We start from the raw sequence: 14,407 nt of genomic DNA, 5'->3' as shown, positions 1-14,407 counted from the left end.
CCAATTGGATCACCGAGCGTCCCATAAGGTGCGCACCATGAACGCCATTGGACCCGCCGGGTTTTGGAGTTACACCCACCGCGACGACCAGTTGGACGGGGGGCGCATTCGACGCCTCTCCGAGGCCATCGCACACGCATTCGAGATCACAACTGGCGACGAACTCCATGTGTTCGTGGACAACGCCTCAATCGCCTGGGGCGAGCAGTGGCACGCGCGCCTTGATTCCGCTCTCACCAGTACAACCTTCCTCATTCCAATCATCACTCCAAAGTTTCTAAAGAGTCAGGAATGCCGCCGCGAAATTATTACATTTAGTAGTCACGCCATGAGTCTTGGACTCGATGACCTGATCCTTCCAATTCACTATGTCAACGTCCCTCAATTGACTGAAGAAAACTCGAGTGACGAGGTTGTTCAGCTAATCTCGCGTCGCCAGTGGGTGGATTGGCGTGAACTTCGACTAGAGGATGAAGACTCTCCAAGGTATCGACAAGCAGTCAATCAGCTCGCTCTGCGCTTGAAGGGGATTCTGGAAACACCACCTGCCGCCGCCCCCATCGCAATACCTTCCAGTGATTCTGAGATCGAACAGCCCGGCTTTCTTGACTCGCTTGCAGAAATGGAAGCCGCGCTCCCTGAATGGGCGGAGACGGTGCAAGAGTTCGTAGGGGTTCTGGAGTCCCTTAATAAGACGACGCAAGACTCTGCGGACTTGATGCAGCTATCCGATGTCCGCGGTGGAGGTTTCGCAGGTCGATTGCGTGTGACCCATGAGCTGGCCGCAGGCTTGAGTGAACCAGTCAGCAAGCTGACCGAACTCGGAGGGAGGTACTCTGCGGAGCTCTCCAGAATCGACCCAGGAATCATCACAATGATTCGCATGATCGGCGAAGGTGAGGTAACCCGAGAAGAAGAGGAATCGGCACGCGAATTCTTTAGTCAACTCATGGAAATGATTGTGGCGGCTCGGGAGGCTGTGCCGAAATTGCAGGGTCTCAGTGAGGGGGCGAAGGTCATGGCCTCCGGCAGCCGAGCCCTGCGCCCGCTGATGAACTCAATTCAGAGTGCGGTACAGCAAGTGGTCGATGGGCAGACCGTCATCGAAGAGTGGGGGCGGATGATCGACGAACTCGAAGGGCCCGACACGGGTGACTGAGGGAGGCCAGGAAGTCATGCAGACGGGAGGCCTTCTTCTCCCCCAACCGAGAACATCGGTCGGCGGGTCTGTCGGTCCCTCTGGAAGCGCCCAACGCGAGAGTTGCGTCCGTCGACATCCAACGCTGACATCAACGGCCATAGACAGCGGCGTCCATCGACAGCCTCAAGAGGCATCCGTGCGCAGGGCGGGCCTCCATCACGCCGAGGCTGGATCGAACTCCTAAAGCGGGTGTCGCAGGTTCGAATCCTGCCGGGGGCACGAGAAAGTGCCAGGTAATGGGCCATGTCGACCCTCCGCGAGTTCCGCGGAGGGTCGCTTTCATCCCAGATGGGAACCTGGTGGGAACGACACGATGGGTGACTCTGGGATAACTCCACACCGACGACGCGATCCGGTTTTGCGAACCTTCGCCCGATTCGGTGACCAGCTACCGGGGCTGACGAGCTGCTTCCTGGGCGACGCAGAGCACGACGTGGGCGGCGGCGACATGCGCGCATCGCGGGCCGCGAGTCCTGCGGGTTACTGAGTACCAGGGTGTCAACGGAGCAGGTTCCCTACCGCACGCGGCGGCATCGCCGACTACCTCGGCCGCAAGTCCACCGACCTCGCCCACCCGCTCAGCGTCCTCCAGGACGTCGGCATGATCACCCACGAGGCCGACGCCTTCCGCCGCAACCGCTCCGCCTACCGCATCGCCGAACCTCTCATCGCCTTCTACCACGCGGTCATGCGCCCCGCCTGGGGCGATCTGGAACGCCCCGGACGCGCCCCCGCCGTCTGGCGCCGCGCCCGGTCCACCTTCCGCAGCAAGGTTGTCGGCCCGCACTTCGAACAGGTCTGCCGCGCATGGGCCCGCTGGCACGCATCCCCCGCAACCCACGGCGGGCAGGTCACAAGGGTCGCCAGCGGGACCGTCAACGATCCTGCCGCAAAGACCAGCCACGAAGTCGACGTCGCAGTCCATGGCGAGACCGACAGCGGCCGCGAAACACTACTCGCCATCGGCGAAGCCAAATGGCACGACGTCATGGGAAAGGGACACCTCGAACGTCTCCAGCACATCCGTGCTCTCCTCACCGCGCGCGGCACCGCCACCGAGGTCACCCGGCTGCAGTGCTACAGCGGCACCGGCTTCACCGACGAACTGCGCCACCTCGCCGAGAACGACCCCGCCATCCAGCTGATCGATCCAGTTCGCCTCTACCACGGCGACTGAACCGTGTCACCACGGCGACTGAGCCGGTCGCAGCCACCGACCCTGTACCGGGAACATAACCTCCACCATTACCGGCGTCCCGGAGAGCCTCAGCTCACGCTCATTCCCAGTCTGCTGACCTGTGGGTGACCGGCAGGCGTTGGGTGAAGGTCTTACCGCCGTGCCGCCGCAGGAGAGGGCCCAGGTGGCGCCGCCGTCGGTGCTGCGGTGCAGCGCGCCGGTGGGGTCGAGGCCGTACAGCGCGTCCGGTTTCGTCCACGCGAGGTAGGCCATCACCGGCTCGGCACCGCCGCTGAAGCTCTTGCCGCCGTTTGTGCTCTTGGCTATGCCGTTTTGGGTGGTGGCCAGCACGATGTCCGGTTCGTTGGGGCTGACGGCGATGTCGAGGGCGGCGAGTTCGGCGCGCTTGTCCCGGGTCTTGCCGTCCTTGCTGACGCGTAGGAGGCCAAGCCGGTGTTGTCGCAGCCGTAGATGGTGTTGTGCGTAGTCCAGGGCATGGAAGTCGACTTCGCCGCCGCGGGGGAGGGTCTTCCAGGTCTTGCCTGCGTCGGTGCTCTTGATCAGGCCGCGGTTGGCGTGGTCGCCGCTGCCTTCGGCGGGGTGACTGCTGCCGAGGAACGTCTTGGGCCCGGCGATGGTGAAGCCCATGCAGTCGGCGGTGTCGCTGACCCGCTGGGAGGAGCCGTCGTCCGCCACGGCGATGACGCCCTCGTGCGTGGGACGTCTCCGAGCCTGTGGTGCCGTCACCGGAACCGCCTGTGCCGGCGGTCAGAACGGCCGCGAGTAGAGCGGCGGCGGCAGCTGTAGCAGAACGGGGACGGAGGCGCACGACGCGAACGGCGTGATCCACATCGAGTCTCCGGTCAAGGCCACCTTCTCCCTCGGTCAGTTCATGACCGACGTGAACTTGTGCCTCCCGGCTCCCTGTCCGGACGGTTCACTTGGCGACTCGCGGTGGCGGTCGCGTCTCGTTCAGGTCAGTGACTGAAGCGTTACGCCCAGACCGTGGTGAGTGCCGCGACGAGGTTGGTGTCGGCCGGTGCCGCAGGCCACCATTCGCCCTCGTCGTGCCGGGGTGGGGTACCAGTGGCACCGTTGCCGCCCGGTGTCACCCGGAGGGTCGCTAGTGTTGCCCCATGGGCGGGTTGGACACGGCCGAGCTTGAGGCCATGATCGAAGAGGCGACTGTCGACGCCTACAACGACGACGAGCAGCTGACCGGCCTGTTCACCATGCTTGAGGAGCACCTCGGCCTGCCCTTCACCACCGCGGTTCTCGGCGTCGAGGTAACCGTGGACGGCCTCGACCTCACGCTGGAGGGAAAGATCGTCGCCCTGTGCTCTCGCGGCGGCATGCGGCAATCGATCGGAATCCTGGAGCTGCCGTTGCCCAGCCCGGCACCCGATGGCGCGGAGTGGATCGAGGCGTACCGTCACTGGGCCGGCTGAGGTAGGGCACCCCACACCTCACGCGGAACCGGCTTGTCTGGGAGGGCTGAACGTGGCTGACGCCGTACAGGGCACGCATCAGGGCGGCGGCGAACCGTCGCTGACCGACCTCATCGAGCGCAGTGCCGAGTTGAAAGGGCAGCTGGTCGCCTTCGGGCAGAGCACCCGCTTTGACCGGTGGTTGACGCCCCTCCTTCTTGAGGCGGCAGGGCCTGAGGGGGAGCTGGACGAGGGCGAGGCGATCCGGCTCATCGACCACTTCATCCTGCGCTACCGCCTGCCGGACGGTTCGACCGTGGTGGACCGGTTCGTCGCTGGACGGAAGGGCTTGACCGCAGTCGACCGGGAGGTGCTGCTCGGCTGGCGGGACGCGGTGGAGGGCATCTTCGAGGTCCAGCGTAGGGAAGGGGATGCCGTCGTCCTGCTGAATTTGGTCGACGACCTGGAGTACCGCACGTACTCGAATGTCGGTCGGGCGGCGTTCCGTGGAGTGTCCGAGGGGGGGCTTCCTCCACACCTGCCTGGTACCAGTCCACTCGGCCGGCGGGGCGTGGCTGGTATCCGGGGCGATGACGAGCTACCCGAAGTCCAGCGCCACCCAGATCGCCCAGGCCGCTCTCCACCTGGCCACCAGTCGGCCCGAACTGGTTTTCCGCAATCCCGAAAAGCTCGAGCAGGGATGGCAGCGGATGCGGGAGGACCGGGCCGCGTTCGTCGAGTTCTGCGGCGGCGACGAACTGATCCTTCCACCTGCCGAAGGCGAGGACCTCCTCAACGCCTACTACCGCCACCGCCAAGAGGCCGCCGTCGCCGCACAGCCCGACCGTGCCCGAGGCAGCCGGCTACCCGGCCTGGACCTGCCCTTCTTCGAGCTACCGGGAGAACTGGCGGACTCGGACAGCATCGGTGTCATCTACGACGAGGTCGACGGGCTCAACTTCTACGCGGACTACGGAATGCTGCGGGAGCTCTTCGCGGACCCGGCTCTCGCGGGCCGCAGGCAGTACCAGGACCTGTTGCGCGCGTACCTGCGCGAGGAGTCGATCGCGCCACTGCCGATCCGCCGACTGGCCGCCGCCCACCCGAAGACAGCCGACGCGGTGTTCCGGAAACTGCTGCGGAAGCCCGGATTCACCTGGTCCGAGCACGGCGAGGCGCTGATGCGCCGACGCAAGCCCTCGTACTACGCGAACGAACCCCGCCCCGGTGTCTCCGTCATCGGCGACCGCCTCGGCGCGCTCCTCACCGGCCGCCGGTAGCCAGCGTTCACACGACTGCTGGCTGTGGGGTTGTTCCGCGACGGTGACGCGCGTGGGCCGCCGGCGCCAGGCGCGGGTGAGGCCGATGAAAGCGGTTGGTTTGGTGCCGGAGTTCTGGATCAGGTGGTGGAACCACTCGGGTCTGGGGGGTGCTCGCGGCGATGTGTACGGCGTCCCTGGGGCGGTACAGACTCGTGATGTCGCCTTCCAGGCGACGGGCGGCGCGTGTGGCGGTGTCGACCATGAGGCGTTCCAGGGCTGTGGCGGACGGGCCGCTGCCGGGCGGCGGGGCGACGGGCAGCGCGGCGGCGCGGGGAGGCCGGGCAGCCCGGAGGCGCTCAGCCAGGGCGGCCCCAAGGCCACATGCGGACCTTGGCACAGGAGAGAGTCACTCAACTGACCTGTGGAAACGGCCACTTGCTCAACTCCCGGGCCAAGGGAGCGAGCCTGCCGCCCTTCCCAAAGCATCTGCGGTGCTCAATGGAACCGGGCTGGACGACGAACCTGCGTAGATGCCTCTGCCACCTCTCGAAGACCGTCCCCATGCCCTCAGGCTGGGAACTTGATGGGAACAGCAAGACAAAGAAGGCCAGGGCATGGGCGTGCGGTTGGTTGCCCACTAGAGTCGGCTCATCACTGCTGGTTATCGGGCCGGGACTTGGTGCACGCATGCCGAGCCGCTGGTGGGGAGGGCCTGTAGAGCATGAGCCGTCGCTCCAATGGGTTGGTCGGTGTCTGGGCCGAGGCGCAGCGCCAACAGCAACGTCGATATGAGGCCGAAGCCAGGTACCAACGAGATCAGGAGAGGCGACAACGGACCTACCAGCGAGACCTCGCACGCAGCCATCGTGAGCAGAGGGCGGCGTACCGGGAGCAGCGCGAGGCGGAGGCCCGGCGGCGGACGGAAGAACTCGACGCGCGCGTCGAGTCGTTGCGGAGTCTGTTGGCGACAGGGTGCCGGGCTCCGGCATTCAGGGCCGCTGCACTGGGTCGAGCGGAACAGATCGAGGCCTTCTCCCCCGGACAGCTCGCACAGCCGGTCCCCATGCCGGACCCGAACCGGTACCAGCCGCAGGGTGGTTGGACCGCCACACGGCGAGCCCAGGCACAGGCGGAGGCCCGGTCCAGGTTCGAGCGTGACTGGCAGAGCGCACAGGCTGCGGAAGCACAGCGTCAGCACCAGCTGGCCGCCTACCGGACGCAGTACCAGCAGTGGGCCGATGCCCGGCTGGCCGAAATCCGTCGGCACAACGCCGGCATCGCGGAGATGACGGCGGGGCTTCGCAACGGAGATCCGGAGGCCGCGGTGGAGTACTTCTCCGCTGCCCTCTACGCCTCGACAGGATGGCCGGACGACCTGCCCCGTCAGTTGTCCGCGGCGTACGACTCCGGTGCGCGCCAGTTGGTCCTGAACTGGGAGCTGCCCAAGTACGACGTCGTCCCGGAAGCGAAGTCGGTGCGCTACATGGTCAACGCCGATGAGGAGAAGGAGTCGCCCCGACCGGCCGCCCAGCGCCGGGCCCTGTACAGGGACGTACTCGCGCAGTGTCTCCTGTTGGTGCTGCGTGATCTTTTCGCGGCCGACGAGTTCGGTGCGCTGGAATCGGTCGCGCTGAACGGGTTTGTGGACGACCACGACCCGACGACCGGCAGACGGACCCCCATGTTCCTCGGCACGGTCATGGCTGCGCGTTCGACTTTCGCCACGTTGCACCTGGAACAGGTGAACGCCGTCAACTGCCTGGTGGACGGACTCCGGGGACAGTTGTCGTCGCGTCCCGACCAGTACGCGCCCGTGCGGCCCGGACGGGCGCCCGAAGACGTCGGCAATGGTGTCGTCACCCATGGAGGAGACGACGAGCCGGATCTGTACGAGATGGATCCCGTCGCCTTCGAAGCGCTGGTCGCAGATTTGTTCCGCGCCATGGGCATGCAGGCGGTGACCACACAGCGCTCGAACGACGGCGGCGTGGACGTCGATGCGCTGGACCCGACGCCGATTCGCGGCGGCAAGATCGTCGTACAGGTCAAGCGCTACCGCAGCACCGTGCCGCCGACGGCTGTCCGCGATTTGTACGGCACCGTCCAGGACGCCGGCGCCAACAAGGGCGTGCTGGTCACCACGTCCGGGTTCGGCCCCGGCTCGCACACCTTCGCCAACGGCAAGCCCTTGGAACTGGTGGCAGGGCCCGAGCTGGTCGATCTGCTGCACCGCCACGGATTGCGCGGACGCCTGGGCAGCGGCGAACGCCCGGTGCCCGCCCGGCGGACGGCGCCGGACAGCGAGATCGGCACGGACGACCACAACATATTGGGCATGTACTGGTCGGGCAGCGTCGCCTTGGACGTGTGCGCGCTCGTCTGCCAGGGCAGCCGGGTGCTGGACGACGACCACTTCGTCTTCTTCAACAACCCTCGGACACCCGGCGGAACGGTCCGCGCGCTCGCCCCCGTCGCACCGGACAGAGCCGCCATCCAGGTCTCTTTCGACGCCCTGCCGACGCGAGCCGACCGCCTGGTCGTCATCGCCGCGGTCGATCCCGTCGCCAACCCCGCGGCCGACCTGTCCGGGTTCGCCGGCGCCGGGATTCGGCTGCTCGACTTCGAGGGGACCCAACTCGGCCGGCTGGCGGTCTCCGACGGCCGCACCGGCGAGACCGCGCTCGTACTGGGGTCCTTCCGTCGCCGCGCGAACGGCGACTGGGAGTTCGTCACCGGAGGCAAGGGATACCGGGGCGGCTTGGAGGAACTGGTCCGGGAGTACGGCATCGAGGTGGCTTGACGCCCTTGCGGGGCCGGGGCCGGCATCGAGGTGAGGCAGTGAACACGCCCGCAGGGACCAACCGGTACGCAGGCCGCTGCGTCCGGTGCGGGGCGGACGTCGTGGCCGGGGCCGGCGTGCTGCTCCGGCAGCGTGTGGGGCGGCTGGGTGGTCCACCACCCGGCCGATGCGCCGGTACCGACACGGACGGCACCACCTCGGACGCCTCCGCGATGCGGCCCAATCGGAGGGATGAGGAATGCGAGGTCTGCGGCTCGATCGCTCCGGCAGGGCTCGGCGTGCTCGTGAACAAGGGCTTCGGCGGATGGGACGTCTACCACCGCGAACACGCCCGTGAGCCCGCGCCGCCGCCCCGCCGTCACCACGCGGGCCGGCACCGACGCCGTCTCATGGCCGACGTGCGCCGGTATCGATCACCTCCCCGTGGCGCCGCCAGGAGTGGTGGCGTGGGGTTCGGGGAGCCAGTCGTGGGCCGGGTCGTACTCGAGCCAGCGGTTGCGGCCGGCTTCTGCCATGAACGCGGCGACCAGGTCGCGCAGTCGAGGATGCCCGCCGTTGTCGCGCCACAGGAGTGCCCAGGCGTACAGCGGGGTGGGGTCCACCAGCGGTACGGACCGGACACCGGGTATACGGGGAAGCGGCACGTCGGCCGGCATCAGTGAGAAGCGGCCCGGGTCGGCGGACATGCTGGAGAGGAAGTGGTCGAGGCCCAGATTGGGGCCCTCGGCGTGGTCGCGGATGCCGAACCGTTCGGCGAAGCGGCGCAGGAAGTCGAGCCGGTCCAGGGCGCCGGGGGCCCACAGCACACTGTCCCGCAGCTGTTCGGGCCGCAGCGCGGGCTCGGCCGCCAGCGGATGGTCCGCGCCGAGGACGACGTCCACCGGCTCGAGGCGCACCAGACGATGCGTCAGCCCGGCGGGCAGTGGCGGATGGACCCGCCCGAAGCCCGCGTCGATGTCACCGTGCAGCAGGGCAGAAGCCACCGACGGGAGGTCGCGACCGTGTCCGAGTTCCATGGACAACTCCGCGCTGCGCTCGGCCACTTGAGCCAGCGACCGCATCGGCGCGTACAGGTGGCCCCACACGTCGACCCGCAGCGGACGGCGTTCGTCCCGCACCGCGGCCAGGGCCTGGTCCGCGGCGGCCAGCGTCTGCCGGGCCGGTGCGAGGAAGCGATGCCCGGCGTCGGTGAGCCGTACCCCCTGGCCGCTGCGCCGGAACAGCTCGGTGCCGAGCCGGGACTCCAGCCGCGCGATCCGCTTGGACAGGCCCTGCTGTGAGATCGACAGCGCCTCGGCCGCCCGGCCGAAGTGCAGCTCCTGTGCGGCGAGGACAAAGGCGCGAACGTGCGCCAGGTCGAGATCCACGCCTCTCACCATAGGTGACAACCGATGGTTGTCGGCGTTTCCGTTCCCTTGTTGGATTGCCCGACATCGCCGCCCGTTTCATGAACCGCATGCAGAGACTGATCCCCACCGGCGATCCGGCGCGTCCGGTCGCCTTCGCAGAGGCTTCCCAGCCCGTTCCGGAGCCGGACGAGGCATTGATCAGGGTCGAGGCGTTCGCGCCGAACCGGGGCGAGACGTTCCTCCTGGAGCAGCCGGGCCCGGGGCTGCTTCCCGGCAAGGACGTCGCCGGCCTGGTGGTGCAGGCCGCGGCCGACGGCTCCGGTCCGTCCATCGGCGCCCGAGTGGTGGGACACCCCCCGCAGGGCGGCTGGGCCGAGTACGCGGCGGTGCCCACGCACTCGCTCGCGGTACTGCCCGACGGCGTCGACGCCGTCCGGGCCGCGGCCCTGCCGCTGGCCGGGATCACGGCGCTCCGGCTGCTCCGTACGGCCGGCAGCGTGACGGGCGGGCGGATCCTGCTGACCGGCGCCTCGGGCGGCGTGGGCCACTACGTCACCGAACTGGCGGCGGCCGCGGGAGCGGCGGTCACCGTGGTGACCGCCACGCCGTCCCGCGGCGAGCGGCTGCGTGAGCTCGGGGCGGCAGCGGTCGTACATCAAGTGGCCGAAGCACAGGGCCCGTTCGACGTGGTGCTGGAATCCACCGGCGGCACCGACCTGCCGGTCGCTCTGTCGAAGTTGACGCCGGGCGGCACGCTGGTCTGGTTCGGTCAGGCGAGCCGTACGCCGGTGACTCTCGACTTCTTCGGCCTCCTCGCCGGTCCGGAAGGGGCCACGATCCGCCACTTCCATTACGCCGGTGCGCCCTACGGCCCCGACCTGACCACTCTGGTGCGGCTGGTGGACGACGGGCGGCTGCATCCGGAGATCGGTCGCGTCGCCGACTGGCGGAAGACCACACAGACACTGGTCGACCTGCGGGAGCGCCGGATTCGCGGCAAGGCCGTCCTCACCACGGGAACAGCGCGATGAGCGCCGCCGGATCCACCCCCGAGGCCGCCGCGTTCACGCCCGGAGGCGCCGCGTTCACCCCTGGGGCCGCCGTGTTCGCCCCCGAAGCCGCCGAGGCCGCCGCCATCGCCGCGGAAGCCGCCGAAGCCGCCGCCATCGCGGCCGAGGCCGCCGCATACGCCGAGTCCCAGCTGACGCGCGCCACCGGAGCCGGGCTCGACCCGCACGAGTACCGCCGCGTCACCGCCGGGCCGGCGTCCGTCGACGGCTGGTACGAGGCATTCGTCCGTGCCGCACAGCAGCATGTCGCCCGCGCGCAGCGGGCCGCTTCGCCCGTATCGGCGGGCGAGCACTACGAGGTGGCGGCACGCTGGTTCCACATCGCCGCGCTGGAGCCGCATCCGGACCAGGCCCTGGCCGAGGCGGAGGCGGACCGTGCCATGGGCCGCGCGCTGGCCCTTCTGGAGCCGGACGCCCGCAGGGTCGAGGGGCCGGCCTTCACCGGCTGGCTGCGCGGCCCCGCCGACGCGCCGGCCACGGTGGTCGTCGTCCCCGGCCTGGACTCCAGCAAGGAGGAGTTCCACGACGTCACCCGGGCCCTGCTGCGCAGGGGCATGGCCGTGTTCACGATGGACGGGCCCGGCCAGGGCGTACTCGCGCCCACCACCACCGTGCGGCCGGACTACCACCAGGTGATCGGCCAGGTCGTCGACGCGCTCGGGGCCGACCGGGTCGGGCTCATCGGGCTCAGCCTGGGCGGCTACTACGTCGCGGAGAGCGCCGCCAACGAGCCTCGCGTGGCCGCTGCCGCCGCCGTGAGCGGCCCCTTCCACCTCGACTGGGACGCCGCCCCGCCCTTCGTGCGGGACGTCCTCACCCGGCGTGCCGGAGGACGTGAGGCGGCCCGCGACTTCGTCCGTCACGTCGACCTGTCCGCGCAGGCACCGCGTATCGAATGCCCGCTCCTGGTCGTTGACGGCGGCTGTGACGTGATCCCCGGCATGACCAACGGAGAGCCGCTGGCCCGCCTCGCGCCGCGCGGCGAGTTCCTGCTCGTCCCGCACGGCGACCATCTCCTCGGCAACGCCCGGCCCGACTGGCTGCCCGCCACCGCCGACTGGCTGGTCGCAGCACTCACCGGAACCGCCGCACCGACAGAACCGTCCTGATCACGGCAGGTGGGCGAGCCGGCCGGGACCGCGACCGGCTCGGCGAGGTCGGCGGCAGGATCTCCGGCACGGTGGACACGACCGACGCCGACTGATCCTGCCGGCTGCCCGGCCGGCCGCGGGCACCGTGTGCGACCGCCCGGTTCTGTTCTCCCCGCGAGGCTTCATGCGCTTCCATCGGCTGATTGGGGTTCGGTGGGGCGTACTCGCCGGCCGGTCCTGACGGTGGCCGTGGTGCTGCCGACGGTCGGGGTGGCGCTCGGCTGCGTCGTGCTGGCGGACCCCCGGCGCAGCCGCGTCGCCTCGGTCGCCGCCGGCGTTGTCCGGCCGGCCGATCACGCCCGTGCCGTACCCGGGTCCGGGCGCCCCGCGTCACTACGCTGACCGGCGGGAGAACCTCCACGGCGAAGCGGGAGACATGCCCGGGCCACGGCGGGGCAGCCGTACGACGCCGCCGTCTCCCCGTACCGCGTGAAAGGTGACCGTGCCCGCATTCCTGGACGAGCTCTGGCCGTTGGGGTGGAGCGTCGGCGTCTTCCTTCTGGCCACTGGTGTCACCGTCGTGTGCAGCGTCCGGCTGGCGGGCGTGGGGGACACACTGGCCGACCGGACCGGGTGGGGCGAGGCGTTCTTCGGCGCCGTGCTGTTCGGGGTGGTCACGTCCCTGTCGGGGGTCGTGATGACGGCGGTCAGCGCGGCCGCGGACCAGCCGCAGCTCGCCTACGGCAACGCCGTGGGCGGCATCGCCGCGCAGACCGTGGCGATCGCGGTGGCCGACGTGTTCCACCGGCAGGCCAACCTGGAACATGCCGCCGCCTCGCTGCGGAACATGATGTTCGGCTGCCTGCTCATCGTGCTGCTGGGCATCGCGCTGATGGCCACGTTCAGTCCCGAGGTGACCGTCCTGGGAGTGCATCCGGCGTCGGTCGCCCTGGTGGCCCTGTACGGGGGCGGCCTGTGGCTCGTCCGCGGGCAGGGTGCGCCCATGTGGCAGGCGGTCCCCACCAAGGAGACGCTGGCGGACGTCCCCGCAGAGGAGGACGGCGACGACGAGCTGGCCGGCCGCAGCACCCGGCGGCTGTGGACGGAGTTCGCCGCCGCCGCGCTGCTCGTGATGGTCGGCGGCTGGGCGGTGGCGCGCGCCGCAGAGGGCATCGTGGCGGGGTCCGGTCTGAGTGCGGGGCTGGTCGGCGCGGTGTTCATGGGACTGGTCAACGCGCTGCCGGAGACGGTCACGTCCATCGCCGCCGTACGCCGCGGCGCCGTCACGCTGGCCATCGCGGCCATCATCGGCGGGAACTGCCTCGACGCGCTCAACCTGGTCGTGGGCGACATCGCGTACCGGGGCGGATCGCTCTTCCACACCGCCACCCCCGCCCAGTTGTTCCTCACCAGCGGCGCGCTGGTGATGACCGCCGTCCTTCTCGGCGGCCTGCTGGTGCGCCAGCGGACCGGCTGGCTGGGGGTGGGATTCGACGGCGTCCTGCTGCTGACCATCTATCTCGCCACGGTCGGCGTTCTCGCCTTCTGACCTCCCGGGGAGGCGTCCGGACGACGCGGGCGGTTTGCGCCACTCCCCTTGTGAAGGGCCGGGTTTCGTCCCTCGCGGCGCACGCCCGCCCCTATGCTTCTACATGCATGTAGAGGAAGTGCCCCTTCGCAGGAGGTTGTTGTGACGTCGATGGATCTGACCAAGGTGCTGGACAAGGCGTGGGCGGACAAGCCGCTCGCCGATGTGCTCGCCGCGCCCGTCGCCGCGCTCAAGGGGGTGTCGGACCGGGACGGCGAACTCCTCAAGGAGGCGTTCGGCGTCGAGACCGTGGCGGACCTCGCCGACCTCAAGTACGTCCGCTGGGCGCAGGCGCTGGCCGCCCTCGAAGCGGCCTCCTAGTCACCGGGACGCCGCCCCGGTCAAGGGGCGGCACCCCGGCATCGCGCGGCAGTCGCAGGCATCACGAAGGAGTAAGCGCCACGATGGTGTTCACACGCCTGCTCGGCTCGATCGGCGTCGGCGGCCCGGCCGTCGACACGGTCCTCACGTCCGGGGCGGTGCTGCCGGGCGGCAGCCTCACCGGCGAAGTCCACCTCAGGGGCGGCACCGCGGACTTCGCCGTCGAGGCCGTCGGGCTGGAGCTGGTGGCCCGCGTCGAGGCGGAGACCGAGGACGGGGAGCACGACGGCGTCGTCGTCTTCGAACGGTTCCGCGTCGGGGGCGGCTTCCGTCTCGCCGGAGGCGAGGAGCTCAGCGTGCCGTTCACGGCGGCTCTCCCCTGGGAGACCCCGATCAGCGTGCTGCACGGTCAGCCGCTCGGCATCGTCCTCGGCGTACGCACCGAACTCGAAATCGCCGGCGCCAGGGACAAGGGCGACCTCGACGCCCTCTCCGTGGCGCCGCTTCCCGTCCAGGAGGCGATTCTCGAAGCGTTCGGGCAGACCGGTTTCGGGTTCAGGTCCGCCGATCTCGAGTACGGCCGCATCGGCGGCACCGGGCAGCAACTGCCCTTCTACCAGGAGATCGAGCTGACGCCCCCGCCGCGGTACGCGCACGTCGTCAACGAGATCGAGCTGACCTTCCTCGCGACCGCCGGCGGCATGGAGGTCGTCCTGGAGGCCGACAAGCGGAGCGGCCCGTACTCCGACGGCCACGACGCGCTGACCCGCTGCACGGTCGCCCTGCACGGCGTGGCGGACACCGACTGGAACGCCGAGGTGGAGAGCTGGGTGCGGCGGCTCGTCGAGCACCGTTCGGCGTACGGGCCCCACTCCTCGTACGGCCACGGCCACGGCCAACGGCCCGGTCCCGGCGCGGGAACCGCCGTCGCGGCCGGCGCGGCGGGTCTGGCGGCCGGGGTCGCGGGCGGGCTGGTCGCGGCCGAAGCCGTGGACGAGGCGGGCGACTTCTTCGAGGGCGAAGAGGAGGACGCCGAGGCAGAGGACGGCGAGGCGGAGGACGGCGAGGGCTGAGCCGGCCCGCCCCGGGACAGCCCCTGCGTGGCGGCCCCGTCCTGGGGC

At 69.6% G+C, this 14,407-nt stretch carries 12 protein-coding genes; 10 read left to right on the top strand and 2 right to left on the bottom strand.

Annotation, left to right across the window (positions count from 1 at the left end; translation table 11 throughout):
- Positions 1-37: 37 nt before the first annotated feature.
- Entirely contained in the window at positions 38-1,159 is a 1,122-nt protein-coding gene (locus ACFYOP_RS07155; RefSeq protein ID WP_356899215.1) for a toll/interleukin-1 receptor domain-containing protein, read from the top strand.
- Positions 1,160-1,802: 643 nt separating this feature from the next.
- Positions 1,803-2,378, top strand: a complete 576-nt coding sequence (locus ACFYOP_RS07150) for a hypothetical protein (protein ID WP_356899216.1) — start codon at positions 1,803-1,805, stop codon at positions 2,376-2,378.
- 6 nt (positions 2,379-2,384) lie between these two features.
- Here the strand turns inward: ACFYOP_RS07150 and ACFYOP_RS07145 are convergent, their stop codons facing one another.
- Positions 2,385-3,074, bottom strand: a complete 690-nt coding sequence (locus tag ACFYOP_RS07145) for a hypothetical protein (RefSeq protein ID WP_356899217.1) — start codon at positions 3,072-3,074, stop codon at positions 2,385-2,387.
- 440 nt (positions 3,075-3,514) lie between these two features.
- On the opposite strand from ACFYOP_RS07145, the gene ACFYOP_RS07140 reads away from it, so the two are divergent.
- From ACFYOP_RS07140 to ACFYOP_RS07130, 3 genes are all read left to right on the top strand, one after another.
- A complete protein-coding gene (locus ACFYOP_RS07140; protein WP_356899218.1) occupies positions 3,515-3,826 on the top strand; it encodes a hypothetical protein in 312 nt (103 codons plus the stop codon).
- A 569-nt stretch (positions 3,827-4,395) separates the two neighbouring features.
- Positions 4,396-5,085: a hypothetical protein gene (locus tag ACFYOP_RS07135; protein ID WP_356899219.1), complete on the top strand. Its 690-nt coding sequence runs from the start codon at positions 4,396-4,398 to the stop codon at positions 5,083-5,085.
- A gap of 703 nt (positions 5,086-5,788) precedes the next feature.
- Entirely contained in the window at positions 5,789-7,867 is a 2,079-nt protein-coding gene (locus ACFYOP_RS07130; RefSeq protein ID WP_356899220.1) for a restriction endonuclease, read from the top strand.
- A gap of 413 nt (positions 7,868-8,280) precedes the next feature.
- Here the strand turns inward: ACFYOP_RS07130 and ACFYOP_RS07125 are convergent, their stop codons facing one another.
- A complete protein-coding gene (locus tag ACFYOP_RS07125; protein WP_356899221.1) occupies positions 8,281-9,234 on the bottom strand; it encodes a LysR family transcriptional regulator in 954 nt (317 codons plus the stop codon).
- Positions 9,235-9,323: 89 nt separating this feature from the next.
- Here ACFYOP_RS07125 and ACFYOP_RS07120 point away from each other — a divergent pair, with 89 nt between their 5' ends.
- From ACFYOP_RS07120 to ACFYOP_RS07100, 5 genes are all read left to right on the top strand, one after another.
- The gene (locus ACFYOP_RS07120) at positions 9,324-10,247 is read left to right on the top strand and encodes a zinc-binding dehydrogenase (protein ID WP_356899222.1); all 924 of its coding nucleotides are present in this window, start codon (positions 9,324-9,326) and stop codon (positions 10,245-10,247) included.
- Entirely contained in the window at positions 10,244-11,395 is a 1,152-nt protein-coding gene (locus ACFYOP_RS07115) for an alpha/beta fold hydrolase (RefSeq protein ID WP_356899223.1), read from the top strand. Before ACFYOP_RS07120 ends, ACFYOP_RS07115 begins: the two co-directional genes overlap by 4 nt.
- A gap of 478 nt (positions 11,396-11,873) precedes the next feature.
- The gene (locus ACFYOP_RS07110; RefSeq protein ID WP_388451012.1) at positions 11,874-12,926 is read left to right on the top strand and encodes a sodium:calcium antiporter; all 1,053 of its coding nucleotides are present in this window, start codon (positions 11,874-11,876) and stop codon (positions 12,924-12,926) included.
- A 141-nt stretch (positions 12,927-13,067) separates the two neighbouring features.
- On the top strand, positions 13,068-13,286 hold the full coding sequence (locus tag ACFYOP_RS07105; RefSeq protein ID WP_356899224.1) for a hypothetical protein: 219 nt from the start codon (positions 13,068-13,070) through the stop codon (positions 13,284-13,286).
- 83 nt (positions 13,287-13,369) lie between these two features.
- On the top strand, positions 13,370-14,359 hold the full coding sequence (locus ACFYOP_RS07100; protein ID WP_356899225.1) for a sporulation protein: 990 nt from the start codon (positions 13,370-13,372) through the stop codon (positions 14,357-14,359).
- Positions 14,360-14,407: the final 48 nt, after the last annotated feature.

Source organism: Streptomyces sp. NPDC006294, from assembly GCF_042870895.1.
Classification (GTDB): domain Bacteria; phylum Actinomycetota; class Actinomycetes; order Streptomycetales; family Streptomycetaceae; genus Streptomyces.
This window is presented reverse-complemented; position numbering and strand designations above follow the sequence as displayed.